This is a genomic window from Chryseobacterium sp. D764 (assembly GCF_019317325.1).
In the GTDB taxonomy this organism is placed as follows: domain Bacteria; phylum Bacteroidota; class Bacteroidia; order Flavobacteriales; family Weeksellaceae; genus Chryseobacterium.
On record NZ_CP079219.1, the window covers coordinates 4,181,956 to 4,208,296 of the forward strand.

General features: G+C 35.3%; 22 protein-coding genes and 3 tRNA genes. 20 read left to right on the forward strand and 5 right to left on the reverse strand.

What is annotated here, in order from left to right; genetic code table 11:
* The first annotated feature begins 48 nt into the window (after positions 1-48).
* Complete coding sequence (locus KYG33_RS19135) at positions 49-1,557, forward strand: thioredoxin domain-containing protein (protein WP_219072247.1); 1,509 nt, start codon at positions 49-51, stop codon at positions 1,555-1,557.
* An 8-nt stretch (positions 1,558-1,565) separates the two neighbouring features.
* Entirely contained in the window at positions 1,566-2,390 is an 825-nt protein-coding gene (locus KYG33_RS19140; RefSeq protein ID WP_180565204.1) for a GLPGLI family protein, read from the forward strand.
* 54 nt (positions 2,391-2,444) lie between these two features.
* Here the strand turns inward: KYG33_RS19140 and KYG33_RS19145 are convergent, their stop codons facing one another.
* The gene (locus tag KYG33_RS19145; RefSeq protein WP_077413973.1) at positions 2,445-4,574 is read right to left on the reverse strand and encodes a S9 family peptidase; all 2,130 of its coding nucleotides are present in this window, start codon (positions 4,572-4,574) and stop codon (positions 2,445-2,447) included.
* 321 nt (positions 4,575-4,895) lie between these two features.
* On the opposite strand from KYG33_RS19145, the gene KYG33_RS19150 reads away from it, so the two are divergent.
* Complete coding sequence (locus KYG33_RS19150; protein ID WP_077414246.1) at positions 4,896-5,369, forward strand: hypothetical protein; 474 nt, start codon at positions 4,896-4,898, stop codon at positions 5,367-5,369.
* A gap of 12 nt (positions 5,370-5,381) precedes the next feature.
* On the forward strand, positions 5,382-5,570 hold the full coding sequence (locus KYG33_RS19155) for a DUF6496 domain-containing protein (protein ID WP_077413974.1): 189 nt from the start codon (positions 5,382-5,384) through the stop codon (positions 5,568-5,570).
* Positions 5,571-5,642: 72 nt separating this feature from the next.
* Here the strand turns inward: KYG33_RS19155 and glgP are convergent, their stop codons facing one another.
* Positions 5,643-7,307: an alpha-glucan family phosphorylase gene (gene glgP, locus KYG33_RS19160; RefSeq protein ID WP_077413975.1), complete on the reverse strand. Its 1,665-nt coding sequence runs from the start codon at positions 7,305-7,307 to the stop codon at positions 5,643-5,645.
* A 204-nt stretch (positions 7,308-7,511) separates the two neighbouring features.
* On the opposite strand from glgP, the gene KYG33_RS19165 reads away from it, so the two are divergent.
* The 5 genes from KYG33_RS19165 to KYG33_RS19185 all read left to right on the forward strand — a co-directional run bounded on the left by KYG33_RS19165 (position 7,512) and on the right by KYG33_RS19185 (position 14,271).
* Positions 7,512-8,309, forward strand: a complete 798-nt coding sequence (locus KYG33_RS19165) for a hypothetical protein (RefSeq protein WP_077413976.1) — start codon at positions 7,512-7,514, stop codon at positions 8,307-8,309.
* A gap of 199 nt (positions 8,310-8,508) precedes the next feature.
* On the forward strand, positions 8,509-10,611 hold the full coding sequence (locus KYG33_RS19170) for a T9SS type B sorting domain-containing protein (protein ID WP_077413977.1): 2,103 nt from the start codon (positions 8,509-8,511) through the stop codon (positions 10,609-10,611).
* An 88-nt stretch (positions 10,612-10,699) separates the two neighbouring features.
* A complete protein-coding gene (locus KYG33_RS19175) occupies positions 10,700-11,290 on the forward strand; it encodes a DUF1572 family protein (RefSeq protein ID WP_219072248.1) in 591 nt (196 codons plus the stop codon).
* A 66-nt stretch (positions 11,291-11,356) separates the two neighbouring features.
* Positions 11,357-12,703: a tRNA (N(6)-L-threonylcarbamoyladenosine(37)-C(2))-methylthiotransferase MtaB gene (gene mtaB, locus KYG33_RS19180; protein WP_077413979.1), complete on the forward strand. Its 1,347-nt coding sequence runs from the start codon at positions 11,357-11,359 to the stop codon at positions 12,701-12,703.
* Between the two features lie 53 nt (positions 12,704-12,756).
* Positions 12,757-14,271 carry an FMN-binding glutamate synthase family protein gene (locus tag KYG33_RS19185; RefSeq protein WP_077413980.1) on the forward strand — a complete coding sequence of 505 codons (1,515 nt, stop codon included), beginning with the start codon at positions 12,757-12,759 and terminating at the stop codon, positions 14,269-14,271.
* A gap of 64 nt (positions 14,272-14,335) precedes the next feature.
* On the opposite strand, the gene KYG33_RS19190 is transcribed toward KYG33_RS19185, so the two are convergent.
* Positions 14,336-15,106: a hypothetical protein gene (locus KYG33_RS19190; protein WP_219072249.1), complete on the reverse strand. Its 771-nt coding sequence runs from the start codon at positions 15,104-15,106 to the stop codon at positions 14,336-14,338.
* Positions 15,107-15,161: 55 nt separating this feature from the next.
* On the opposite strand from KYG33_RS19190, the gene KYG33_RS19195 reads away from it, so the two are divergent.
* Positions 15,162-15,599, forward strand: coding sequence for an RNA-binding S4 domain-containing protein (locus KYG33_RS19195; RefSeq protein WP_180565209.1), 438 nt, complete (start codon positions 15,162-15,164; stop codon positions 15,597-15,599).
* Between the two features lie 19 nt (positions 15,600-15,618).
* Here KYG33_RS19195 and KYG33_RS19200 read toward each other — a convergent pair whose 3' ends face one another.
* Positions 15,619-16,134 (reverse strand): shikimate kinase, encoded by a 516-nt coding sequence (locus KYG33_RS19200; RefSeq protein ID WP_047377852.1) that lies wholly within the window; start codon positions 16,132-16,134, stop codon positions 15,619-15,621.
* A gap of 115 nt (positions 16,135-16,249) precedes the next feature.
* On the opposite strand from KYG33_RS19200, the gene KYG33_RS19205 reads away from it, so the two are divergent.
* The 4 genes from KYG33_RS19205 (at position 16,250) to KYG33_RS19220 (ending at position 17,021) form a co-directional block, all read left to right on the forward strand.
* Positions 16,250-16,322: transfer RNA gene (locus KYG33_RS19205), tRNA-Lys, on the forward strand.
* Between the two features lie 35 nt (positions 16,323-16,357).
* Positions 16,358-16,440, forward strand: a tRNA-Leu gene (locus KYG33_RS19210).
* 55 nt (positions 16,441-16,495) lie between these two features.
* Positions 16,496-16,568, forward strand: a tRNA-Lys gene (locus KYG33_RS19215).
* 114 nt (positions 16,569-16,682) lie between these two features.
* A complete protein-coding gene (locus tag KYG33_RS19220) occupies positions 16,683-17,021 on the forward strand; it encodes a hypothetical protein (RefSeq protein WP_219072250.1) in 339 nt (112 codons plus the stop codon).
* A 51-nt stretch (positions 17,022-17,072) separates the two neighbouring features.
* Here KYG33_RS19220 and panC read toward each other — a convergent pair whose 3' ends face one another.
* A complete protein-coding gene (gene panC / locus KYG33_RS19225) occupies positions 17,073-17,921 on the reverse strand; it encodes a pantoate--beta-alanine ligase (protein ID WP_219072251.1) in 849 nt (282 codons plus the stop codon).
* A gap of 171 nt (positions 17,922-18,092) precedes the next feature.
* On the opposite strand from panC, the gene KYG33_RS19230 reads away from it, so the two are divergent.
* The 6 genes from KYG33_RS19230 (at position 18,093) to KYG33_RS19255 (ending at position 26,339) form a co-directional block, all read left to right on the forward strand.
* The gene (locus KYG33_RS19230; protein ID WP_180565211.1) at positions 18,093-18,863 is read left to right on the forward strand and encodes a glycogen/starch synthase; all 771 of its coding nucleotides are present in this window, start codon (positions 18,093-18,095) and stop codon (positions 18,861-18,863) included.
* 13 nt (positions 18,864-18,876) lie between these two features.
* Entirely contained in the window at positions 18,877-20,520 is a 1,644-nt protein-coding gene (locus tag KYG33_RS19235) for a DUF4270 family protein (RefSeq protein ID WP_180565212.1), read from the forward strand.
* A gap of 37 nt (positions 20,521-20,557) precedes the next feature.
* On the forward strand, positions 20,558-22,411 hold the full coding sequence (glmS, locus tag KYG33_RS19240; protein WP_077413988.1) for a glutamine--fructose-6-phosphate transaminase (isomerizing): 1,854 nt from the start codon (positions 20,558-20,560) through the stop codon (positions 22,409-22,411).
* A 108-nt stretch (positions 22,412-22,519) separates the two neighbouring features.
* Complete coding sequence (gene gldK, locus KYG33_RS19245) at positions 22,520-23,944, forward strand: gliding motility lipoprotein GldK (protein ID WP_047382406.1); 1,425 nt, start codon at positions 22,520-22,522, stop codon at positions 23,942-23,944.
* A 53-nt stretch (positions 23,945-23,997) separates the two neighbouring features.
* Positions 23,998-24,696 carry a gliding motility protein GldL gene (gene gldL / locus KYG33_RS19250; protein ID WP_047382408.1) on the forward strand — a complete coding sequence of 233 codons (699 nt, stop codon included), beginning with the start codon at positions 23,998-24,000 and terminating at the stop codon, positions 24,694-24,696.
* A 53-nt stretch (positions 24,697-24,749) separates the two neighbouring features.
* Positions 24,750-26,339 carry a GldM family protein gene (locus KYG33_RS19255; RefSeq protein ID WP_077413989.1) on the forward strand — a complete coding sequence of 530 codons (1,590 nt, stop codon included), beginning with the start codon at positions 24,750-24,752 and terminating at the stop codon, positions 26,337-26,339.
* Positions 26,340-26,341: the final 2 nt, after the last annotated feature.

The window sequence follows — 26,341 nt, forward strand, 5'->3', positions numbered from 1 at the left end:
AATCGTAATCAGCAATGAAATTTCATTGCTGATTATTTTTAAGTATTTATGAAGAAAAATATTAATATATTAACAAGCTATTTAAATCTTGTCGATATCCATATTGATAAGACTGAGTTTGAATACCAGTTAAATGGACATCCGGAATTTCCTAATATTCTGTCTTTTTCCGATACACTTCATTTTTTTAATATTGATTGTTCAATTTTTGAAATAGATGAAGAAGATGTTGAGCTGCTGCCTAAAAACTTTCTTTCAATCAATGAAGGAAATTTTACATTAGAAGAGAAAAAAAAATATGATATTTCAACTTCTAATGTTGTTTTATTAGTTGACAAGTCAGAGAGTTTTTACAATGAAAAGAAGAAAAATAATCTTTTCTTATGGAGTAGCTTTTTATTGGGAACTCTAGTATTGTCTGTTTTATTATTAGACTTTTCTTTCTTTTATGCGGGAATCGCATTTTTATCGCTTTCATTTTTAGGAATTTTCCTTTCTTATGAAGCCTATAAAAAAACGCATGGTAAAGGAACAATTATACCTTTAGGGGTATGTCAGAATAAGATGTTAAAAACTGACTGTGATTATGTATTTAATTATAAGAAATGGAAGTTTTTGGATATATCTGAAATCTCTTTATTGTTCTTTTTCTCTCAAATTATTAGTTTTATAGTTTTAGCGATATACAAAGATCTGAGTTTTTACTATTTTGTATATAAGTATATATTCTATTTGTTTATACCCGTTTCATTTGTTTCATTGTACTATCAGATCATTATTATTAAAAAGCTGTGTCCGGTTTGTATTGGTATCATACTTTGTGTTTATGCCCAGCTGGTTCTTTTATACTTTTTACCAAATCAATTTGTAAAGATCAATCCATTTTCTATCGTTTTATATGGTTTGTTTGTCTTGGCTTCTGCTTTGTTTCTTCTTTATTTAAAGGAAAAAATTAATTGGAACAATAAATTGAAAGAAGAGATTGTAAAAAGTTCAAGGTTTAAAAAGAACTATACATTTTTCAGAAATAATCTTTCAATTCAAAAGAAAGCTCTTAATGACGATTTTTTAAGTTCTTTTAATTTTGGAACTTCGGATTCTAATTTAACATTAACTTTAGTGACGAATCCTTCTTGTAAATATTGTAAGGAATTCTACCCGACATTTATGAGAATAATAAATAATTACGGTAATAAAATTCATGTCCGCCTTGTATTGGATGCAGATCTGGATAATTTTTCTGAAGAATTACGTTCCACCTACATAAATATGGCCAGCATTTATGAAAATTCGGAAGATAAAACCACATTTTTTGTAGCTTTGGAAGAGTGGTATAAGATAAGAACAGATAAAAATGGAATAGATAAATGGAATAATAAGTATTCTCATTTATTTAAAAATCAAGAAAATGTCATTGCGACCTTAAATAATCAGAAAAAATGGAGAAAGATAAATGATATTAATTTCACACCGGATATTTTTATCAATGGTTATCAATACCCTATCGAATATGACAGAGCAGATTTAGAATATTTCTTATCTGAAATGATTGAGTAAATTAAACTATGAAAAAGCTATTATTTTTATTATTGGGAACATTCACCTGTTTTGCTCAAAGCAACAGATTTGTATATGATGTTGTATCTAAGAAAGATTCCACCTCAAAAAATCTTATTAAAGAAAATTTTAATCTGGATATTTCTAAAGATGAAATGAAATATTATAATAGAATATACTATATCAATGATTCAATATTTGCGACTAAAAATCAATATGGATTTAAAGGGTATAAACAGACTTCATTTCTGATTAAAAAAAATGATAATAATGAATACCAAAACTATGAATATATAGGAGATGTGAATTTTTATAAAATAGATGAAAAGGCGGAACAGAACTGGAAAATTACAGATAGTATCAAGATAGCTGATGAACTTCACCTTCAAAAGGCAACAACACAATTTGGAGGAAGAAGTTGGGTAGCATGGTTTTCTAAAGATATTCCTATTCCTTATGGCCCCTATAAATTTAATGGATTACCAGGGCTCATTGTAGACTTGTATGACACAAAGGAAGATTATCATTTCAAGATCATAAAAAGCGAAAAAATTACAGAGGATTATAAACAGGTTTCATTAGAAAACTCTATTTCCAGAGCAATTCCTGTTAATCAGGTTAAACTGGATAAATTGAAGTTAGAATTGTATGATAGTCCTTTTAAATATATAATGAATGGAAGACTTGTCTTACCTGAAGGAAAGAAGTTGCAACTTGAAGACGGAACCATTCTCACCAAAGAACAGTTGAAACCAGCTGAAGCTAACGAAAGAAAAAAAATAAAATCTTTCAATAATCCAATAGAGCTAGATAAAGCTGTAAAATATCCTTAATAAAAACCCCCTTCAAAAGTTTGAAGGGGGTTTTTATTAAGGATAATGTATTGTTTATAAATTATTCAAAATGAAATCAGTCATTTTCTGATACAGCTGAGGTCTTGTCTGTCCACCATAGATCCCGTGGTTTTTATCCGGGTAAGCCATGAAATCAAACTGTTTTTTGTTTTGAATCAATGCTTCAGAGAATTCCATAGAGTTCTGGAAGTGAACATTGTCATCAGCAGTTCCGTGAATCAGAAGGAATTTACCTTTTAACAGATTTGCATATTCTGTAGGAGAGTTTTTATCATATCCATCAGGGTTTTCCTGAGGAGTTCTCATAAATCTTTCCGTGTATACAGAGTCGTAATATCTCCAGTTGGTTACCGGTGCTACGGCAATTCCCATTTTGAAAACATCTGCACCTTTGGTCATTGCTAAGCTGGTCATATAACCACCGAAGCTCCATCCGAACATTCCGATTCTGCTTTTATCAACATAAGATTGGCTTCCAAACCACTTTGCCGCCGTGATCTGATCTTCAATTTCATATTTCCCTAAATTCATATAGGTTACTTTCTTATATTTTGCTCCCTTGTAACCAGTTCCACGACCGTCTACACAAGCTACAATATAGCCTTTTTGTACAAGGTGGTTGAACCACATTGCATTTCCATTATCCCATGAATTGGCAACCTGCTGAGATCCCGGTCCGGAATACTGGAACATAAATAAAGGATACTTTTTATTCGGATCAAAGTTTTTAGGCTTCATGATCCATGCATTCATCTGATCGCCTACAGCATTTGGAATGGTGATGAACTCTTTTTCAACAAAATTATCCGTTTTTAATTTCTGTAACTGATCATTGTTGTTCTGAAGTTCTTTTACCGCTTTTCCGTTCCCGTCTTTTAAAACATAAGTGTAAGGTTTTGCTGCTGTAGAAGAGGTTTCAATGAAGTAATTATAGTTTTTGCTGAAATTGGCAGAGTTGTTTCCTTCAGCATTGGAGATCAGCTGAGATTTTCCGTTTTCAATATTTACTTTGGAAACAATCTTATTGATACTTCCTTTCTCGGTAGTCTGAACGTAAATTTCTTTCGATTTTGGATTGAATCCATAATAATCAGTTACCTCCCAGTTTCCTTTTGTGATTTGTTTTTTAAGCTTACCATCTTTGTCATACCAGTAAAGGTGGCGGTTTCCATCTCTTTCAGAAGCCCAAAGGAAAGAATCATCCTCAAGGAACTCCAGAGTAGGGCTGTCTGTATCAATCCATTTATCATCAGTTTCAGTAAATAATTTCTGAACTGCCCCTGTTTTGGTATTTACTTTTAAAATATCTGAAGCATTCTGAATTCTCTCAGAAGTAATTAAAACAATTTCATCCGGTTTTGCAGTCTGAAATACATTCGGGATGTAATAATTCTTGAAAGAACCTAAGTTCAGCTGCATTGTTTTTCCATTGTCAAGACGGTACAGCTGTGCGGAAACCACAGAGTTTTTCTCACCTGCTTTTGGATATTTATAACGCATTTCAGCTGGATACAGGCTTTTTCCGTAGATAGGAATATAGATTTCAGGTACTTGCCCTTCGTCAGATTTTACAAATACAATGGCATCAGAATTCCTGGTCCATTCATACTGTCTTGCATGTCCGAATTCCTCTTCATAAACCCAATCTGCCAAACCATTCAGTATGGAATTCTTTTTACCATCAGTAGTAATCTGTGTGATTTTTCCTGAAGCAAGGTCCTGATAGAATAAATTATTATCAGAAATGAAGGCCACTTTTGTCGCATCAGGTGAAAATGTAGGCTCCTGAACTGTTTTTCCCTCATTCAGGCTGGTTACTTTTCCGGATTTTAAATCTTTTACATCAAATTTTCCAAGGAAAGAATGTCTGTAAATAGGCTGGCTGCCTACCTGTAAAAGGATTTTAGACTCATCATCAGAAAAAATATAGCTTTCAAACTTTCCGTCCACAAGATTTCCTTCTTTCTGTGACGTTTTATAAGAATATTTTGCAATTCCTGATGGTTCAATCACAAGATAATTTTCACCGTTTTTCATGGATGTGATTCCTGCGATCCCTTTTCCACGGTAATATCCTGAATATATTTTATCTAAAGTAATTTCCTGTGCTGACACATTTTGGAATACAGCAGCAACAGTAAGAGTTAATAGGAGCTTTTTCATTTCTAATTTTAATGATTCCAAATTTAATAATTCTTACTTATATAACCATATAAAATACAAAATCAAGATATCAAGTCCCGATTTTATAAGCTTCATGCATCGTCCCGGATATTCTGTTTCTGGAGGATAATGTCCTTCAGGAGCGCAGAAAGAACTTCCATTTACTTCCTTTAATTGTAGTCTTGAAATTTTTCAGGGTTAAATATTTTTAGTTTTCAGCTTTAAAATAATAATAAATATTCAGAAATGAAATTTTTAAAAAAGGCAATTTGGCAAAAAAATTGAATATATAATAACTATAAATCAAATCAAATGATAATTATGGAAACGAATGCATATAACCAGAAACTGAACCGTTATGTATTAAACGACCAGATTGTTTATACAGGTTTTTCCAGTTTTAATGACGCCGAAGAATGCGCACATAAAAAAGGAGGAAAATTGGTAGAAGTAGTGTTTAGAGACGGAAATGATAATCCCGAAATTACTGATGAAGCAGGGTTGATAGAGAAAAAAATGCATTACCATGTGTATGCAGGCGATGAATACAAATTTATTCATTCCTCCGATCCGGGATTCAGAAAATATGCGGATGAATTGCAAAAAATTAAAGCAAGACAACAGCAATCACCACCCGATGAAAGATATTTTGCCAATTTTGAAATTGAAAATGCGGAAGATCCGATCATTGTAATCAAAAATGATCATTTTGAATCGGTAACATCGAGAGAGCGTTCAAAGTATTTGAAACATGCCTGCGTTTATGAATTAGGGGTATCCCTGCCAAAATCTTAAAAAAATATGATCATGAGCAAGACTAAATATTCAGAAAAAGCTCAGGACAAAGTAGGAAAAGTAATGCACGAATTCAAAGAAGGAAAACTGAAATCTTCTTCCGGAAAGAAAGTGACAAGCAGAAAGCAAGCCGTAGCCATCGGCATTTCTGAAGCGAAAGAAAAGGGTCTTAAAGTGCCTGCAAAGAAAAATAGTAAATAAACCTATAAAGAAATGCCCGGAAATTTTTCCAGGCATTTTTATGAGATATAAAACTGAGAATTCGTATTTTCTCTATTTCGTTTCATTATAAAGCACTCTATAATATTCATCTGCCATCCTGTCGCTGTTGAAATGATCTTTCACATCATTCATTGCATTGTGCTGGATTTTTCTCCATTCATCAGGATGATCATAATAGGTTGGAAGAATCTCGTTTTCAAGAATTTCATATAATTTGTTTAAATCATAGTTGTCCTGTTCATAGATGCTCATATTCAGATAATCTGCTTTCGGAACAACGAAAGAGTTTTCTCTGTGTTTGGCAAATTCCGGGATCCAGCCGTCATCAGTGGATAAATTCACTGAGCCGTTCATGGCTGCTGTCATACCGGAAGTTCCTGAAGCTTCCCTTGGAACTCTGGGATTATTAAGCCATAGATCCGAACCTTGTTTTAAAGATTTACTTAAGGAAAGTTCATATCCCGTAAGAACAGCTATACTTTTATGATTTTTACTTTCCTCCACCAAAGTATTGAATGTGGAAATGGCGGAATAGTCCATTGGATAAGGTTTTCCTGCCCAGATGATTTGTACCGGATATTTCGGGTTGTTCAGAAGCCTATAGAATCTTTCTTTATCATGTAAAAGAAGTTCTGCTCTTTTATAGCCTGCAAATCTTCTTGCCCAGACAATGGTAAAGATATTAGGGTTGAATAAATTTCCTGTTTGATCTGCAACAATACTGAACAGCTTTTTCTTTAAATACTTTTTACGGTAGTCAAAAACAGTTGCATCATTTTCGTCTTTGGCGTTGTATAAAGGTTTATCAGACCAATATTTAAATTCCTGTGCGTTAGTGATAGACGTAATTTCACAGATGTCAGAATATTTATTCCACATGGCTCTGGAAACCACACCATGAAGCTGGGAAACTCCGTTGGCAATTCTGGCCATCCTCAATGCACAAAGGGAATGATTGAAACGGTCATCATTGGAGCCTTCAATCTTTTTTACTTCTTCCATGCTGTAACCGGAGAAATAGGACATATCATAACATAATCTGAAACTATGTTTTTCATTTCCTGCCTCTTCAGGTGTATGGGTCGTGAAAACCAGTTTTTCCTTAACTTTACTGAGGTCTCCGTTATATTTTTTCAACAGGTAAAAGGCTGCCGGAAGTCCGTGAGCTTCATTAAGATGGTAAACATCTCTTTCAATATTCAATTCATCCAATAGCTTGGCTCCTCCTTTTCCTAATAAAATATATTGGGCAAGCTTGGTAGATTCATTGGCATCATATAATTTGTGACAGATCGTTTTGGAAACGTGGTCATTTTCCGGAACATCTGTGGAAAGAAAAAACATTGGTGCCGTATTGAACGTTTCAGGATCAAGGTACCATACTTTTACCCAAACCGGAGCACTGTGGATTTCGATTTGAAATTTTATTCCGGTATCTTCCAGAAAGCTGTACATTTTTCTCGTCCATACAGGCTGTAAAGTCTGATCATGATTTCTCGCCTGGTCATAATAACCAAACTTCCAAAGAATACCGATTCCTATAAGATCCTGCTTAAGATTGTAGGCACTTCTCATATGAGATCCTGCCAGAAAGCCAAGTCCTCCCGAATATATTTTAAGTACTTGCTCAAGAGCAAATTCCATCGAAAAATAGGCGGTTTTTTTTGAATATTGAGGATTGATATTGTAGGGTATTCTGAAATTCCTAAAATCCATAAATGTGCGTTTGTGTTAGAAAAAGACAAAGGTATTAATTATGAAAATAAACTTTACATTAATTAACAGATAAATTAATTTTAAAACGAAGTGTTGAATTGTTTTTTTACTTACCTTTAAGTGTGTAAAATTTTGATTATCAAAAACTTTTAACGATGAAAGCCCATGGCAGCATGTGTTCTTAATTAAATAAAAAAATCACACATGAAAAAGACGTTTTCTGAGGAAGATCTGATAAAGAATCTAAGTTTATATTATCTGAACAGGCATTTGAAAAAAAAGCCCATAGAGAAGTATCACCGTACCATAGACGAATCTCCGCTTCATGACCGTGAAAAATACAGAAAGAAATCCGAGATTCTACTTCTCAATTCTTTTATGCATCACTTCCCCGAAGTGAAATTTGAAAACCTTACCTGCGAGAGCCCAGACTTTATCGCAAAGCTAAACGACAAAAAAATTGGAATAGAACTGACTGAAGTAATCAATCATCTGGAAATGAAAAAAGTGGAAAGTACTTTGAATAAAATGTTCCGTCAGGCAGAAATATTATTAGAACAGGAAGACACTACGAAATATCGTGGTGTTTATTTTTTAGAATTCCACCAGGAAACTAAATTTGATCATCTTGAAGCACAGCAGGAAAATATTATTAATATCTATAAAAGCATCAAGAAAAATAAAGCCATGGGTTGTGTAAAAAGCATAAGAAAATCTTTTCACCGGAGAAATGTCTTTATCACTCATGAATATAACATGAACCTTTTTGATGAACTCTGCTCGGAAAAAATCCTGGAACTCATTGAAAAGAAAAATGAAAAATTTCCTTACTACGATACCTCAGTGGATGAATGCTGGCTGGTAATTGTTTCAGATATGAATTCTATTGCTTCAAGATATACCTTTATCCAGGATAAAGAACATTTGACGGAAGTAAAGAGTCCTTTCCATAAGATATTCCATCTCGAAAATCTGTGCGGGAATATTACAAGTATAAAATAAAATTTTGTTTATTTGCACATTGGTTATTTCGTGCTTTAATTTGAAATTGTATGAACTATTTTAAATTATTTGCTGTTTTGATTTGAAATAGTTTAAAATTATTTAGATTTTATTGTTTGTAATTAAAATATGGGTATATTTGGTGTACGTTGAATATCAATACGATGTATAACTAATGAACCATAAAAACATGTAATCTATGAGAAAACTTTTACTTTTCATACTTCTGTGCATCTCTCATACTTATTATTCTCAGGCAGATTGTGCCACTGCATTGTCCGTCTGCGGAAACTCAAATATCACTTACAGTCCTACAGGATATGGTAATATAAAAGAATTGGTCAACTCGGGAAGTTGTATAGACTTTACCGGAGAGCATAATTCCATTTGGTATAAAATTACGATTGCTACTGGAGGTACCCTTACTTTTGATCTTGTTCCGAATAATCCGGATGCCGATTATGACTGGGCTATTTTTGGCCCTAATGTAACCTGTGGAAGCTTAGGCTCACCAATACGTTGTAATGCTGCAACAGTTATCGGGCCCGGTCCTGCTACAGGATTAAATATGACAAGTACTCTTTTAAGTGCTGCCGGAGGTTCTCTGACTCCTTATTGCAGATATATGGATGTTTTACCAGGGCAAACGTATTATTTGTTTATTGACAACTGGGTAAGCAGCACCAGTTCTACAACTGCTCCGTTTTCTTTGACATGGGGCGGAACTGCCACACTGGCTTCACCGTTTACAGATCCTAATATCCAGACGCAGCCGTTTAACCCTCCTGGAATTCCGGCGGCCAACCCTGCCGATCCGAGAGAAGTGGTAATATGCTCAAGTACAGCTCTGTTTGATTTTTCTACATTGTCTGCAGGAATTCTTAATGGAAATCAAAACTTTAATGTAAGTTACCATCTGAGTCAGAATGATGCTTTAACAGGGAATAATCCTATTACAGCTCCAATCACAGTAAATACAACTACTGTTTACTATTACAGTATCAATTATACCGATCCAACCAATGCCACCAATCCGCTTAATAAATGTAAACAGGTTGGGACATTTAAATTCAAAGACGGTTCTATTACAGTTAAGAATGTAACATTAACCGAATGTAACAATAATAATGCGGGTACAGCTTTATTTGATTTAACCACAGCAGATGTTATTGGAAACCCAAATGTCACTAAGAAATATTATCACACGATGGCGGATCTCAATGCCGGTATCAATGAAATTACAACTCCCATGGCATTTGTATCTGCAGAAGGGGTTGTTTATGTAAAAGTCATCTCTGAATTTGGCTGTACAGCAGTCGCGCAGATCACATTGAAGTTTTATCCGGTAGTTGTTGTGAATGAAGTGACATTAAGATCATGTTTCATCGAAGGCAATCCTTCCACAGCATCTTTCAATCTTGTAAATGCTTCGGTAACGGGTCAGACGAATCCTACAAAAAAATACTATCCTTCAATGACGGATGCTGTCAATCAGACTAATGAGATTTTGAATGCTAATAATTATATTGCTCCAAATGGATTTGTATATGTAAGAGTTTCCAATGCTCAGGGATGTTATGCAGTAGCCAGAATTACCTTAGTCGTTATTGCGCCGGTATATTCTGCTACTCTTAAAGATGTAACTATTTGTGCAGAAGATCAGACCACGCTGGATGCGGGTGCAGGATTCAAAAGCTACGAATGGAGCACAGGAGCCACTACTCAAACGATCAAAGCAGGAATTGGAGTATATTGGGTAAAACTTAAAACCGGAGAATGTATTGCTACACAAACAGTAAAAGTACTTCCTTCCGAGCAGCCGGTTGTTTCCGGAATTGATATTTCTAATAATACAATTACGGTGTCCGTAACAGGAGGAAATCCGGCATATAAATATTCAATAGACAATATCATTTGGCAGGACTCCAATGTTTTTAATAATCTTTCAAGAGGAGATCATAAAGTATACGTAAAAGACGCTTACGATTGTGATCCCATAGAAATAGGAGTGGTTGTACCAAATTTGGTTAACGTGATAACCCCGAATGCAGATGGAGTGAATGATGTGATTGATTATTCAGCATTAGGCAGCAAGCAAAACCTGATCATGAATATTTTTGACCGCTATGGAAACAAAATCTTCCAGGCAGATAAATCAAATGGCTATAAATGGGATGGTACACAGGGCGGAAGAAGAGTGCCTACCGGAACTTACTGGTATTCTATCACATGGAATGAAAATGATAAAAATAATACAGCAATCAAATTTACAGGTTGGGTATTGGTGAAAAACAGGGAATAACAATAAATATAAAGCATAGATAAAACCACTTCGTTTGAAGTGGTTTTTATTTTTAAAAGTTTTTAAATTAGTTATCAAAATAGAAAAAATGAAAGACCTGTTTGTAAAACGTTTTGAATATTATAAATCCCTGGGAGATAAAACATTTGGTCAGCTTAATGATGAACAGATGTTCTGGCAGTATAATGATGAAAGTAATTCTATTGCCGTCATTGTGAAGCATATTGCAGGAAATATGCTTTCAAGATGGACTAATTTTCTGACTGAAGATGGAGAAAAATCCTGGCGTAACCGTGATGGAGAATTTGTCAATACATTTACGACTAAAGAGCAGGTACTGGATTTTTGGGAAAAAGGCTGGGAATGTTTTTTTGATGCTCTTGAAAAGATAAATGATGATAATATGTATTCAACAACTTATATCAGAGGGGAAGCTCACCCTGTTATTGATGCTGTTCTCCGCCAGCTGGCTCACTATCCTTATCATATCGGCCAGATTGTTTATATCGCTAAGATGATAAAAAATGAAGATTGGAATACACTGACTATTGCCAGAAACCGTTCTCAGGAATTTAATACAGAAATGAAAGGCAAGTTTTTAAATAATGAACCGGGTGCCAATTCGTCACCCGTCTGCTTTCAAAACAGCCCTGAAGTAAGGGATGAATATAAACAATAGATTGAATCAATCTTGGATTCTTATTAAAATTACTATCTTTGCACCCATAAAATTCAGGAGTAACAAATGTCTACTTTTCATAGAACTGCCGCGTTTCATACACTTGGCTGCAAATTAAACTTTGCAGAAACATCTACTATTGCCCGTCAATTAACAGATGCTGGTTATGATAAGGTAAGTTTTGATGATAAAGCGAATGTATATGTTATCAATACATGTTCCGTGACAGAAAATGCTGACCGTGAGTGTAAAATGCACGTAAAAAGAGCAATGAAAGCCAATCCGGAAGGACTGGTAGTTATTGTTGGATGCTATGCACAATTGAAACCTGAAGAAATTTCACAAATTGAAGGGGTTGATCTCGTTTTAGGAGCAAAAGAAAAATTCAATATTCTTAGCTACCTTGATGATTTAGAGAAATCCGAAAGTGAAGGAATAGTTCACTCATGTGAAATTGAAGAAACAGACTTCTTTATCGGAAGTTATTCTATTGGTGACAGAACCAGGGCTTTTCTGAAAGTTCAGGATGGCTGTGACTATAAATGTACCTATTGTACGATCCCGTTAGCAAGAGGAATTTCACGTTCTGATACTATCGAAAATGTTCTCAGAAATGCCACAGAAATTGCTGCAAAAGACATCAAAGAAATTGTTCTTACAGGGGTGAATATCGGTGATTATGGTAAAGGTGAATTCGGAAATAAAAGACACGAGCATACTTTCCTTGATCTTATTTCAGAACTGGATAAGGTAGAAGGGATTGAAAGAATCCGTATATCTTCTATTGAACCCAACCTTCTGAAAGATGAAAGTATTGAGCTGGTTTCTAAAAGTAAAAGCTTTGTTCCTCATTTTCATATTCCCCTACAGTCCGGAAGCGATGATCTCTTGAAAAAGATGAAACGCCGTTACCTGACAAAACTGTATAATGACAGAGTAAACAAGATCCGCGAGGTAATGCCTGATGCGGCTATTGGTGTAGATGTTATTGTAGGATTTCCGGGAGAAACAGAGGAGATATTTATGGAAACCTATAATTTCCTTAATGAACTTCCTATTACTTATCTTCACGTATTTACCTATTCTGAAAGAGAAAATACGGAAGCCGCTGCAATGGAAGGTGTTGTTCCAATAGCTGAAAGAAAAAAAAGAAATAAAATGCTTAGAATTCTATCTGAAAAGAAGAAAATGGCATTCTATCAGACACAACTTGGAAAATCGCTTCCTGTTCTTTGGGAGCACGAAAATAAAGACGGGAAAATGTTTGGCTTCACAGAAAACTATGTGAGAGTTCAAAAAGACTTTGACCCTGCCTCAGTAAACAAAATCGAATTTCTAAATTTAGAAAAAATCCTGTCAGATGGCACGGTTTCAGTGCAATCTTCCTACCAAAATTTTTTAGCAAAAGCATAGGCTCTTTGCAAAATTTCCACTAAATTTATTTTTAAACTTTAAATACTACATTCATGAGAGATAAGTTTTTATCTTGGGGAATTGTATTAGTAGCTGCTACATGGATTATAGCACTGCTGATCAGAGCGCATTATTGGATACCAACACTGTTATCCGCAATTTATGCATTAGGTGTATACAATGCTTATCAATCGAAACATGCTATTTTGAGGAACTTTCCTGTATTGGGATACTTCAGGTATTTTTTCGAGAGTATTTCACCTGAAATGCAGCAATATTTTATTGAAAGGGAGACAGATGGGAAGCCGTTTCCAAGAAATCAGCGTTCTGCAGTATACAGACGTGCAAAAAATTTAAGTGATACCGTAGCTTTCGGTACACAGCTGGAAGTTAATCACAGAAAATATGAAGGGATCAAGCATTCTATTTATGCAAAATCACCGTCAGAAGAGCTTCCGAGAGTATGGGTAGGAGGAGAACAATGTACACAGCCTTACCACGCCTCATTATTTAATATCTCAGCCATGAGTTTCGGAGCATTGAGTGACAGAGCTCAGATCTCCCTGAACAGAGGGGCCAAAAAAGGAAATTTTTATCACAATACAGGAGAAGGAGGAATTTCACCCCACCATATGGAAGGAGGTGACTTATGCTGGCAGATCGGAACAGGATATTTTGGATGTCGTGATGAAGAAGGAAAGTTCAATCCGGAGCTTTTTGAAAAATATGCGACACTTCCTAATGTTAAAATGGTGGAAATTAAATTATCACAAGGGGCAAAACCAGGACATGGAGGAGTTCTTCCAGGTGTAAAAAATACTCCGGAAATTGCAGCGATTCGTCACGTAACACCAGGAATGACCGTTATTTCGCCACCATCGCATACCTCATTCTCTGATGCAGCCGGATTGCTAAGGTTTGTACAGCAGTTGAGAGAACTTTCAGGAGGAAAACCTGTAGGATTTAAGCTTTGTATCGGTGATACCAAAGAATTTGAAGATATCTGCGTTCAAATGAATGTTCTGAAAATTTATCCGGACTTTATTACCATTGACGGAGCTGAAGGAGGAACAGGAGCTGCACCACCGGAATTCTCAGATGGAGTAGGGATGCCATTAGAACCGGCCTTGATATTTGTGAACAGAACGCTTAATAACTATAACTTAAGAAATAAATTAAGAGTAATAGCAAGCGGAAAAGTTCTTACCAGTCTGGATATTCTGAGAGCAATTTCGATGGGGGCTGATATGTGTAACAATGCAAGAGGATTTATGTTCTCTCTGGGATGTATTCAGGCATTGAGATGTAATACAAACAACTGTCCTACGGGAGTCGCTACACAAGATAAAATGCTTATCAAAGGACTTGATGTGACAGATAAGGCAGAAAGAGTATATCATTTCCATAAAAACACCCTTCATACTTGCAATGAACTGATTGCCGCAGCAGGAAGAAGTTCTTACGAAGAAGTAGATGCTACCATGTTTATGAGAGGAGATGAATTTGACCACCTTGCAGATCTTTATTTCCCGGATATCTTAGGAAATGTGAAGCAGAAGGCAAGATGATCGTAAAATATTACATAAAAAAACACCGCTATTGAGACGGTGTTTTTTTATTATGTGATTACTTTTATTGTTGTTGTTCTGATGTTTGTTTCTCACCACTTGGTCTGTCCTCCCTTCCATAAATCTGAAAGTTGAATACAAAAGATTTGTTTCTGTAAGAAGTATTTAAATACGGATAGTGAGGATTTCTGGCAAAAGCAGCTCTGGAAGGAACAATAATTACTCCCTGTAAGTTATAAGGTGCTTCATTAGAAAGATTATCAAATGCTTTGAACTTTTGTAAAGCTTCTCTGAAACCAGGGATTTGATAATAACTTGCTTTTTTTGCAGCATCAGGGGTAGTAACAGGGTCTAATATTGATTTCTTTGTGTAATAAAACATAGGGTCAATAACAGGGATACCAGTTCCGTCAATGGTATTTAAAAAAGCAGCTTTTGCTTGAAATGAAGTATTTCCATCAGAATTAACTGCCAGATAGGAGTATACTCTTCCCATGATTTTGATAATATCTGTACTTTCAATGGTTTTTCCATCAGCTGGTGAAGGCTGGGCTCCACTTCTCATGATATAAATAGTTCCGGAAGGAAGTGTTATAGGAGACAACTCAGATAGTTTCTTTTCATTGTCATCCGCAGTATCTGTTGAACTGAAAGTTTTTATATTACCCTGCGCATCCAGATAATTCTCATCCATGAATTTCTTAATGGCTTGATCATCATATGTGTTTTGTGTTGCAACGTCTTCCGGCTCTACATAAGGTTCTGTCGTATCATCTTTTTTACAAGCAGAAAAACACAAAGATCCTGCAAGGATATATAAAAATATTTTTTTCATTTCAAAAAACTTTAATTACTTTACAAATAATATAACGGCAAAAGTATAAAAAATTATGAGAATAGATAAATTTTTATGGAGCATTCGTTTTTATAAGACGAGAAATATTGCAGCAGAGGAGATTAAAAAGAATAGAGTTTCTATAGGAACGTCTTCCGTAAAGTCATCTAAAGAGGTAAAAGAAGGAGATACTATTAAAATCCGTAAAAATCAAATTGATTATAAAATAAAGGTAATTCAGCTTCCTAAAAGCAGAATAGGGGCTAAATTGGTGCCTCTCCATATCCAGGATGTGACGGATAAAGAACAATATGAACTGTTGAAACTTCGTAAGATGTCACAAGACTATTACAGAAATAAAGGAGAAGGAAGACCTACGAAGAAAGACAGAAGGGAAATGGATGATTATGTCGGTAACGACATTGCTTCAGACTTTACAGACTGGGATGATTTCTTTGGAGAGACAGATAATGGAGAGGAAAACGAAGATTAACATAAAAAATAAAAAAGCTCTAGAGATAGAGCTTTTCTATTATTTCGTTGACAATGTCTTCCGGTTCTCTGGAATCTGTACCCACAGTAAATTGTGCTTTACTGTAAAACTGATTTCTTTCAAATAAATGTTTAGCGATGAATTCCGGGAGGTCTTCATCAGATATATTGGCAATCAACGGTCTTTTTTCTTTCTGTTTTGAAAGCCTTTCAACCAATGTTCCCACAGAACTTCTTAAGAAAACACTTTTAGAGTTATGATTGATGATCTCCATATTATTGTAATACACAGGAGTCCCTCCGCCAAGGCTTAAAACTACATTTTCTTCCGAAGCCAATATCTCTTCCAGGGCCTCTCTTTCCAGCTTTCTAAAGTAAATCTCACCCTTCTTTTCAAAAATTTCCGGGATGGTTAATTTATTTCTTCTGGAAATCTCTTTATCGAGATCAATCAGTTTAAAATCGATTTTTTCGCTTAATATTTTGGAAATGTGAGATTTGCCACTTCCCATGTATCCAATCAATGAAATTACCATGAATTTTTTTTAAACAAATTTGCGAAAAAGTTTTGAGATAAAGAAAAAAGTCATATCTTTGCACCACTTAAAACAAGGGACATTACTTAAATGAAAACTTGATGAGTAAGTGACCGACTCGGTAGCTCAGCTGGTAGAGCAATACACTTTTAATGTATGGGTCCTGGGTTCGAATCCCAGCCGGGTCACAAGCAATAAAAATTACTGAACTTGTAATTTTATTGCCTGCGTGGTGAAATTGGTAGACACGCCATCTTGAGGGGGTGGTTTCCTAAGGATGTGCTGGTTCGAGTCCAGTCGCAGGCACTGCAAAGAAAAATTTATAATTAATATTGAAATTTATTTCATTTTAATTGTGGCCGACTCGGTAGCTCAGCTGGTAGAGCAATACACTTTTAATGTATGGGTCCTGGGTTCGAATCCCAGCCGGGTCACAAGTTTACTGAAAAGTAAATTTTTTTCATATTAATATTTTGTGATTTGGTGTTTCAAAGGCTTCCTTCAGGAGGCCTTTGATTTTTTTGTATTCAATCTAATGATCATAAAATATGAGTGATATTAATATAATTGATGAGGAATTAGCATGGATGATAGTTGCCGGATTATTGTCCGCAGCAGTATTCTTTTTAATCTTTTTATATCATGTTATTGTTGCTCACATCAAATCCAATAAAGAGAAAATAAAATTTAAAGATACCAGATCATATGGTTATATCATAGGAGGAGGAGCTGTGATGGGCTTTGAATTCTTTTGTTTACTATTGCTTTTAATCAAAAATAATAGTGTTCAAGAGATTGTAACTCTGCTGTTCACAGTGGTGTTATTCCTCTCTCCTGTAATGATTGGGTTGATTGGTTTTTATTACAATAGATCAAAAAAACTCTGACGTTGCCATCAGAGTTTATATCTTATAAAAAGTATGCGTTCTTGTATAATATTAATCTAAATGCATATTGTCAATTAATCTTACACCATCCACAACTACTACAATAAAGGCTCTGAATTTTCTGTCTTTATAGAAGAAGTCAGTTTCCTGCAGAGTGTTTTCATCGGCAATCAGGAAGTATTCCAGCTTCATTCCCTGTTGGTTGTCGAAAATATCTGTTACCCTTTCCTTTATTTCCGGTATTGTAACGGTTCTGAACCAATCGTTTACTTTTTGTAAAGTCTCATAAATGACTTTAGAAGCTTCTTTTCGGTCTTCATGAAGTCTCTGGTTTCTTGAGCTTAATGCCAATCCGTTTTCTGCTCTGTAGATGGGAACTCCTGATATTTTAACGGAAAGATGCTTTTTATCTACCATCTTTTTAATAATAGCAAGCTGCTGAAAGTCCTTTTCTCCAAAATAAGCATTGTCAGGCTGTATCTGTCTGAAAAGCTCTTCTACAACAGTTCCTACACCATCAAAATGTCCTGGTCTGGATTTTCCTTCCATCTCATTTTCTAATCCATCGAAATCATAACGCTGGCTTTCAGTTTTTTCAGGGTAGATATCTGCTACCTCAGGGATGTAAACGGCATCTACAAGACCTGAAGTTTGAAGAATAATAATGTCTCTGTTAACATCCCTTGGGTATTTTTCAAGATCTTCAGAATTGTTGAACTGGGTTGGATTTACAAAAATTGAAGAAATAACAAGGTCATTTTCTTTTCTTGCCTCTTCATACAGAGAAAGATGGCCTTTATGTAAAGCGCCCATAGTAGGTGCAAAGCCAATTCTTTTCCCCATTTCTTTCTGTCTTTCAATAAAATCCTGAAGGACTTTCCTGTTTTTTATAACTTCCATAGTTTATTTTAATGCTATTTCAAAAATACTAAAAATATCGTATAATAATATGCACTTTTAATAATTTGGAAAAGGGAATTTTCGTAAAAAAATGTTAATTAAAATAATGTTGGATGTTTTTTTGTAATTTTGCACATTAAAGCATTTTTACAAAAATTAGATAGAAAGTTTATGCCGAATCAAAAAATACTGTACATTACTACAGAGATGTATCCATATCAGGAAGATACCAATATGGCTGCAGTGGTAAACAAAATGGCACTTAAGATGCACCAAGAAGGCAATGATGTAAGAGTTTTTATGCCAAGATTTGGACAAATAAGTGAGAGAAAATTCCAACTTCATGAGGTGATCCGTCTTTCAGGAATGAATATTATTATCAATGACCTGGACCAGCCTCTTATCATTAAAGTAGCGTCTCTTCCGGGGGAAAGACTTCAGGTTTACTTTATTGATAACGAAGAATACTTCAAAAGAAAACAATACTATTTTGACGATGAAGGAACTCCTTTCGAAGACAATGACGAAAGAGCTATTTTCTTTGCCAGAGGAGTTATTGAAACCATTAAGAAATTAAATTGGGTACCTGATGTAATTCATTTGAATGGATGGATGGCTTCTTTTGTTCCAATTTATCTTAAAACTTATTACGAATCAGATACTTATTTCAAAGACGCAAAAATTGTACTTTCTCTTTACAATGAGAAAGATGCAGACCTGGATAAAAAGATCGACGAAAAACTACAGTTTGATAATATTTCAGGATTAAAAGCGTTAGATAACCCAACAATTAAAAGTTTTGTTATCGAAAGTATGAACTATGTAAATGCTGTTGTGAAAGGTGACGAGTTTCTGGATGAAGACCTGGATAAGGCTTTCAATGAAACCTCTACTGAGAAGTCGGAATATCTTGACATAGATTCTATAAATCAACTTTATTAAAAACACATTTTTAATGACTCATAATCTTAAAAGGACCTTCGCCATGCTTTTATTGGCGATTTTCGGAAGTACAATCCTTTATAACTGTGAACCGGATCCGGATTCTCTTGGTGAACAGTTGTTCAACGATGATGCAGCACAGGGTAATGAAATTGCATATCCAGTTATCGCATACAATTATAGCAACAATGATTCAATTAGAAGTGATGCTGCCAGATTAATCAGCGGAGTGAATGAATCAGGTGCGGCTTCATATGTTGGTGTTCTTGGAGCTTTTACTGAAAGCCAGTTTGGAATGCAGAGAGCATCTTACGTTACTCAGCTGAGAATGCCGGTAGATAATTATGATTTTAATGGTGCCAATCCAAAAGTAGACTCTGTTGTTCTTGTAGTGAGACCACCAGCGAATACTGCAGCGAATACCTATTTCTTTGAAAGCGATTCATTAAAAACAAATACATTTGAGAAAAGTGATTTTCCAGTAGATGGAGTGGCTACAGCTGTTTCAATTGAGAAGAAAACTTACCCTGTTCGTAAATACGGTAAAATAGGCGGTGGTTCAAAATCAATGAAAATCAATGTACACGAAGTGACTACGTTCTTAGATTCAAATGATGATAAGTTCAAACGTTCCAATGCGGGTACGAGTATAAGCACTGGTGAGTTATTAGGATCAGGAGTGTTTGATGGTAACATTAACTCCCTGTCTATTACTAAAAAATCTGACAACTCAGTTGTATTTACAGGAAACCTGGGATTCAGAATGAAGCTTAGCAATACAAACTTTTTCCAGACTCATATTCTTGATAAAAAAGGAAAACCTGAGCTTCAGGATGCTGCTAACTTTATCAGATACTTCAAAGGAATAAAGATTTCTGTGGACGAAACGGATAAATATCTTTACCAGTTCTCTCCGAATGACCTGCAGCTTATTATGTATTATAAATATGATAAAACAGAAAACGGAACAACAACAAGACCACAAACAAATCTTGTTTTCAACCTAGGAGGTTCTAATGCTCATATCGGACTGTATGAATACAACAACGCCGGAACTCCTGTCGCTAATGCTTTAGCGGCAAGCAACTCTAACGAAGGTGATGAAAAGCTTTATATTCAGGGAATGGGTGGTCCTTCTGTAGTTATGAAAATTAAGGATGAGACAATTGCAGACCTTAAGAAGATCTATGTTGAAAAGAAAGCAGGTATTTTAAGTGCTAAGATAAGAGTATATGTAGATCCTTTAAGCTGGAAGAATACGAACTCAACAGAAGATCGTAGATTTTCAATTCTAACCAATACATTAAATAGTAATGGTACTATTGATTTCTCAAAGCTAGCATATACATCAGACTTATCAACAGGACTTGGGTTATATAATTACAACAAGGATAAAGATTACTATGATATTGTAGTAACAAAAACAATCAAGGATCTTGTTGAAGGAGTAAAAGATAGTGATGGGAAGTTAATTGAGAATAAACCATTAGTAATCAGTGCTGGAACATTTGCAACAAATGCTACAGGAACCCTTTTAGGAGTTCGTAATACAACTAGAGCATTTGATATGAACAGAGTTATTTTGACAGGTATAGATAAAACGAATACCAATCCAAAAAGAATCCAGCTGATGGTGACTTACGCTACAAAAAAATAAATACAATAAATACAAAATACACTAGACAAAATATAATATGTGCGGAATAGTAGGATATACAGGTTTTCAAGACGCTTACGAAATTGTAATTAATGGTCTTAGAAGATTAGAATATAGAGGGTATGACAGTGCCGGAATTGTTTTAGAAAGTCCAGGTAACAAGCTGGAAGTAGAAAAAACAAAAGGTAAAGTTGAGGATTTGGTGAATATTTCGAAAGAATTAAAAGGGAAGTTTAAAATTGGAATGGGACATACCCGTTGGGCAACCCACGGAGTTCCAAGCGACAGAAACTCCCATCCGCACTTGTCAAACAATGGAAAAATAGCAGTTGTACATAATGGTATTATCGAAAACTATGATACCATTAAAACAATGCTTACGGAAAAAGGGTTTACTTTCAAATCAGAAACTGATACAGAAGTATTGGTAAACCTTTTCCAGTATTTTATGGATATTAATCCTGAAACTGATTTCCCGACTGCAGTAAGATATGCATTGAATGAAGTATATGGAGCGTATGCAATTACTGTACTTCACGAAGATTATCCGGGAGTATTGGTAGTGGGAAGATTAGGTTCTCCTCTGGCAATTGGAATCGGAGATAAAGAATACTTTATTGCATCTGATGCTTCTCCTTTCGTAGAATTTACGAAAGAAGCTATTTATCTTGAAGAAGGACATATGGCAACAATCTCTCTTGAAAATGGAGTAGATATCAGAACCATCAATGAAAACTCTAAAATTGAGCCGGAAATTCAGGAGCTTAAGATGAGCCTGGAGCAGATCGAAAAAGGTGGATACGAGCATTTCATGCTTAAAGAAATCTTTGAACAGCCTAAATCTGTACACGATACAATGAGGGGAAGACTTCTTTTAGATGAAGGAGTTATCAAAATGGCTGGTATCTGGGATCATGTGGAGAGATTCAAAAATGCCAACAGAATCATCATTATTGCTTGTGGAACTTCATGGCATGCAGGTCTTATCGGAGAATATCTGATAGAAGAATATGCAAGAATTCCTGTTGAAGTAGAATATGCATCAGAATTCAGATATAGAAATCCAATCATTACTGATAAAGATGTGGTGATCGCAATTTCTCAGTCCGGAGAAACAGCTGATACGATGGCTGCTTTAAAACTGGCAAAAGAAAAAGGTGCATTTATATATGGTATATGTAATGTTGTAGATTCTTCAATTGCAAGAATTACAGATGCTGGTTCATATACACATGCCGGTCCTGAAATTGGGGTTGCTTCTACAAAAGCATTTACTGCACAGCTTACTATTCTTACTTTAATTGCATTTAAATTAGGAAAACACAACGGAAACTTAGGAAACGCTGAATTTATGAGCTTAATTGCTGAGCTTGATGCTATCCCTAAGAAAATTGAAGATGTGCTGAATACGACCCACGAGCTGACTCAAAATATTGCAAAAGACTTTGTGAAAGCTACAAACTTCCTTTATTTAGGAAGAGGATACAATTATCCGGCTGCCCTTGAGGGAGCATTAAAATTAAAAGAAATTTCTTACATCCATGCAGAAGGATACCCGGCTGCAGAAATGAAGCACGGTCCAATTGCCCTGATCGATGAAAATATGCCAATTGTAATTATAGCACCTAAAAAAGGTCACTATGATAAGATTGTAAGTAATGTTCAGGAAATTAAAGCGAGAAAAGGTAAAATTATCGCTGTAGTGAATAAAGGAGACCGTCAGGTGAGTGAAATGGCAGATTATGTTATTGAAATCCCTGAAACTTCAGAATGTTTCTCACCAATCGTTGCTTCCGTACCTCTGCAACTGCTTGCTTATTATATTGCAGTATATAGAGGGGCAAACGTAGATCAACCGAGAAACCTTGCAAAATCTGTTACCGTGGAATAAAAAGTTGTTGTAAATAAAATAAATTTAGATTTCTTCCGTTATTTCAAAAAAAATCTTAAAAGTTTCTTAAAAAAATTATATATTTACGGCTTAATTATAAAAATTAACATGAAAAGGATATTTCTTTTATTATTGTCTGCGTCGGTAGCATCGGTATCTTGTTCAGGTGGTGGCAGCTCTTCTGTGGGGAAGCCAGGAACAAAAGGAGAATTGATACCAAGAGAAAAAACTAAATCATTTGTTGCGGAAAGACCATACGGAATGGTCGCAATTCCTGCAGGTTCATTTGTTGCTGGTTTAGCAGACCAGGATCCAACAAATACTCCTGAAAAAGCAGCATTGAAGACTGTTACTGTTTCTTCTTTCTTCATGGATGAAGCAGAAACTACCAACTCGGAGTACAGAGTATTTATCAACTATGTAAGAGACTCTATTGCGAGAACTTTACTTGCCGAAGCTGCCGGAGAAGGTGGTGATGAAGGCGGACGTAAAGGAGCTGCAATAGGAGATTACGCATATCTTGCTAAAAAAGAAGAAAATTTAACACCTTATCAAGAATATATGGAGGGCCAGGGTGGCCGGGAAGACGGAAGTTATGATGCCAGCAAAAGGTTAGATTGGAAAATCCCTTTGCACTGGAGCACAACAAAATATCCGGATGTAGAATACGCAGAAGTTTTAGAATCTCTGTATCTGCCTTCTTCTTCCAGAATTGGAAACGAAAGAATTTTAGATGTAAGCAAGCTTAAATATACTTACCGTTGGGGAGATATGGATGCCGCTGTTGCAGATAACGAAAGAGGAGCTAATTACCTGAAAAGCGAAAGTATCGCGATCTATCCTGATACTACAGTTTGGGTAAAAGATTTCCACTTTGCTTACAATGAGCCATTGTTTGAACAGTATTTCTGGCACAAGGCTTACAAAGACTATCCTGTTGTTGGGGTAACCTGGGATCAGGCAAGGGCTTATTGTAACTTTAGATCTAAATTGAAATCTGATTACAACGAAAGTTTAAAAAGAAAAAAACAAAAACCATTAGTGTTCCGTCTTCCAACAGAGACTGAATGGGAATATGCTGCAAGAGGGGGAATGCAAAATGCTACTTACCCTTGGGGTGGTCCATATTTAATGGATGACAGAGGTTGTTACCTTGCTAACTTCAAACCGAAGAGAGGTAACTACATGGAAGATGAGAAAAAAGGTACTTATACATATACAGCTCCAGTTAAGAAATTTAAGAAAAATGGGTTTGGGTTATTTGATATGGCTGGAAACGTTTCTGAGTGGACATTATCTTCGTTTAACAATTCATCAGCTGGGTTCACTTCTACATTAAATCCTTCTACTAAGGATAAAAAAGATACGAAGAAATCTGTAAGAGGTGGATCTTGGAAAGATATAGGATATGCACTAATGACAGGTGCTAGAGATTGGGAAAGAAAAGATTCCGCAAGAAGCTATATCGGATTTAGAACTGTACAGGATATTCCTGAAGCAGCTGTTAAGCCAAGAAGAGTTAACAGAAATTAATCAGACAATTTTTCAATAACAATTTTATTTAACATTAAAAAAACTAACTCAATATGTTTAAGACTAAAGATGCTTGGATGAATTTCTTTTATTCATTCGGTGCTGCAATTGTAATTCTTGGAGCTTGGCTTAAAATTACTCACATTACCTTGGGACCAATTAACGGTAACATCGCTCTTACCGTGGGACTTATTACTGAGGCGATTATCTTTATCATTTTTGCATTTGACCCTCCAAAATCTGAAGAGTCTTATGCTTGGGAAAATGTTTATCCTGAATTATTAGATAAGCATGCTAACCCAAATCCATTACACTCTAATGTATCTTCTAGAAATAACAATGCTGCAGCTCAATTTGCAGAATTAGAAAATTCTCTTTCTACCAAATTGGACAAAATGCTTGAGGATGCTAGATTAGATGTTCAATTATTTGAAAGATTAAGAACAGGAATTGATAAATTTTCAAACTCTGTTGATCAGATCAATCAAACTGTTGACGTATCTGCTTCTACTCATAAATATAATGACCAATTAAATAAAGCTGCTCAGCATATGGAAAGCATGAACGCTCTTTATGCAATGCAACTTGAAAGCGGTAAAAAACAATCAGAATTTGCTAACAAATATGTTGCAGATATGCAGAAATCTGCAGAACACTCTGAGAAATTCAATCAAGAGCTACAAGGTTTAACTTCTAATCTTAATAACTTAAATAGAGTTTATGGTGGTATGTTAACTGCTATGAAGTCTTAATTCCTAACCATTTCTAAATTTAACTATTTAATCAAAAAAACAAAGAAAAGAGAATGGCACAAGGAAAACAGACCCCTCGTCAGAAGATGATCAACCTGATGTATTTGGTGTTCATCGCGATGATGGCCCTAAATATTGATGCAGAAATCATCAGATCATACTATGACTCTACCAGAGCATTGAATGAAACCAGAACTTTAACAGAAAAAAAGAACGAGAAGATCTTTGAAAGAACGCTGGAAGCTAAAGCTCAGCAGGTTCCGGATACTTACGCTCAGCCTTGGGCTCAGTACAAAGTGCTGAAAATCAAAATTGATGCGTTGGTAAAATCTTCTCAGGATATCAAAGATTTGTTAAAAAAACAATCTGAGTTTCACGATAAAGATAAGGACGGAAAAGATATTGACGTAAGTGAAAACTTTGCTGCACTTAACAACAATGAAGCAACTACTGAATATTTCTTCAAAGAAGGAGATGAAAATACTCCATCAAAGAATGCATTAGATCTGAAAGCTAAAATTGATGATGTAAGAAACTATATCAATGCTACTTTTGGAAGCAATGGCCAGTTACAGGATTTAGTGGCAAGAGCTAACAAGTCTCTTATTGCGGAGTATCCTAAAGGGACTTCTCCAAATGAAAAGACTTGGTTCCAGAATAAATTTTATCATCAGCCGCTAATTGCTGCAATATCTAATTTGGAAATTATCCAAAATGATGCCAGAAACGTTCAGTCTGATGCATTGGCACTATTACTTCAGGAAAAAGTAGATGCGAATATCAAATTCTCAAGCTACGAACCTATCGTTTCAGGTCCGGTTGATATCCAGGCAGGAAAACAAGCTGAAGTAAAAGTAATGTTAGGAACTTATTCTAACAGCAATAAAATCAGCATCTCTGGTGTAAGCAAAGTAGAAAATGGTAAAGGTATTACACAAATTTCAGGTTCTGGAATTGGTGAACATAAATTAGGAGGTACAATTACATTGACAGATGCTACAGGTAAGCCACAATCTTTCCCTTGGACGCATACTTATAATGTAATCGCAGGACCTAGAGAAGTAAAACTTGAAAAAGGACTATTGCTTTCTGCTGATAAAATGAATGTAATGTATAGAGGACTTGAGAACCCTGTTTCAGGATCAATCTTAGGTGCTGACAATTCCAAACTTTCATTATCTGCTGCGGGAGCTACTGTAAAAGGTAAAGGTCCAGGTAAATGGGATGTAACGCCTACTACAGGAAATGTAGTTAAGTTAACATTATCAGGAACAGATCCATATGGTAAGACAGTTTCTCAAGTATTTGAGTACAGAATTAAGAATATTCCTAGACCTCAGGGTCAGATCAGAGGTAAGGCTGTAAACTTTATGCCGGCAGGTTCTATCCCTAACCAGATTGTATCCGCTACTTTACCTGATTTTGACTTCCCTGTTTCATTCACTGTAAATAGCTTCATTATCAAGCTTCCAGGAAAAGCAGGTACTCTGATTCAAGGTAGTTCACTAACAGGAGCAGAAGGTATGCTTAGAAATCTTAGACCTGGTGATGTAGTTCAGATCTATGATATTCAGGCTACGGCTACAGGATTGGGTAACCAGAGACTTAAGGAAATTTCACCTGTAATTATTAATGTACAATAAGG

Coding starts and splice junctions, on each gene's coding strand:
- KYG33_RS19175 (WP_219072248.1), top strand. CDS start 10,700: ATGAAAGACCTGTTTGTAAAACGTTTTGAATATTATAAATCCCTGGGA.
- panC (WP_219072251.1), bottom strand. CDS start 17,921: ATGGAAGTTATAAAAAACAGGAAAGTCCTTCAGGATTTTATTGAAAGA.
- KYG33_RS19155 (WP_077413974.1), top strand. CDS start 5,382: ATGAGCAAGACTAAATATTCAGAAAAAGCTCAGGACAAAGTAGGAAAA.
- KYG33_RS19170 (WP_077413977.1), top strand. CDS start 8,509: ATGAGAAAACTTTTACTTTTCATACTTCTGTGCATCTCTCATACTTAT.
- KYG33_RS19140 (WP_180565204.1), top strand. CDS start 1,566: ATGAAAAAGCTATTATTTTTATTATTGGGAACATTCACCTGTTTTGCT.
- gldK (WP_047382406.1), top strand. CDS start 22,520: ATGAAAAGGATATTTCTTTTATTATTGTCTGCGTCGGTAGCATCGGTA.
- KYG33_RS19235 (WP_180565212.1), top strand. CDS start 18,877: ATGACTCATAATCTTAAAAGGACCTTCGCCATGCTTTTATTGGCGATT.
- glmS (WP_077413988.1), top strand. CDS start 20,558: ATGTGCGGAATAGTAGGATATACAGGTTTTCAAGACGCTTACGAAATT.
- KYG33_RS19200 (WP_047377852.1), bottom strand. CDS start 16,134: ATGGTAATTTCATTGATTGGATACATGGGAAGTGGCAAATCTCACATT.
- KYG33_RS19185 (WP_077413980.1), top strand. CDS start 12,757: ATGAGAGATAAGTTTTTATCTTGGGGAATTGTATTAGTAGCTGCTACA.
- KYG33_RS19165 (WP_077413976.1), top strand. CDS start 7,512: ATGAAAAAGACGTTTTCTGAGGAAGATCTGATAAAGAATCTAAGTTTA.
- gldL (WP_047382408.1), top strand. CDS start 23,998: ATGTTTAAGACTAAAGATGCTTGGATGAATTTCTTTTATTCATTCGGT.
- KYG33_RS19150 (WP_077414246.1), top strand. CDS start 4,896: ATGGAAACGAATGCATATAACCAGAAACTGAACCGTTATGTATTAAAC.
- KYG33_RS19195 (WP_180565209.1), top strand. CDS start 15,162: ATGAGAATAGATAAATTTTTATGGAGCATTCGTTTTTATAAGACGAGA.
- KYG33_RS19190 (WP_219072249.1), bottom strand. CDS start 15,106: ATGAAAAAAATATTTTTATATATCCTTGCAGGATCTTTGTGTTTTTCT.
- KYG33_RS19145 (WP_077413973.1), bottom strand. CDS start 4,574: ATGAAAAAGCTCCTATTAACTCTTACTGTTGCTGCTGTATTCCAAAAT.
- KYG33_RS19230 (WP_180565211.1), top strand. CDS start 18,093: ATGCCGAATCAAAAAATACTGTACATTACTACAGAGATGTATCCATAT.
- KYG33_RS19255 (WP_077413989.1), top strand. CDS start 24,750: ATGGCACAAGGAAAACAGACCCCTCGTCAGAAGATGATCAACCTGATG.
- KYG33_RS19220 (WP_219072250.1), top strand. CDS start 16,683: ATGAGTGATATTAATATAATTGATGAGGAATTAGCATGGATGATAGTT.
- KYG33_RS19135 (WP_219072247.1), top strand. CDS start 49: ATGAAGAAAAATATTAATATATTAACAAGCTATTTAAATCTTGTCGAT.
- mtaB (WP_077413979.1), top strand. CDS start 11,357: ATGTCTACTTTTCATAGAACTGCCGCGTTTCATACACTTGGCTGCAAA.
- glgP (WP_077413975.1), bottom strand. CDS start 7,307: ATGGATTTTAGGAATTTCAGAATACCCTACAATATCAATCCTCAATAT.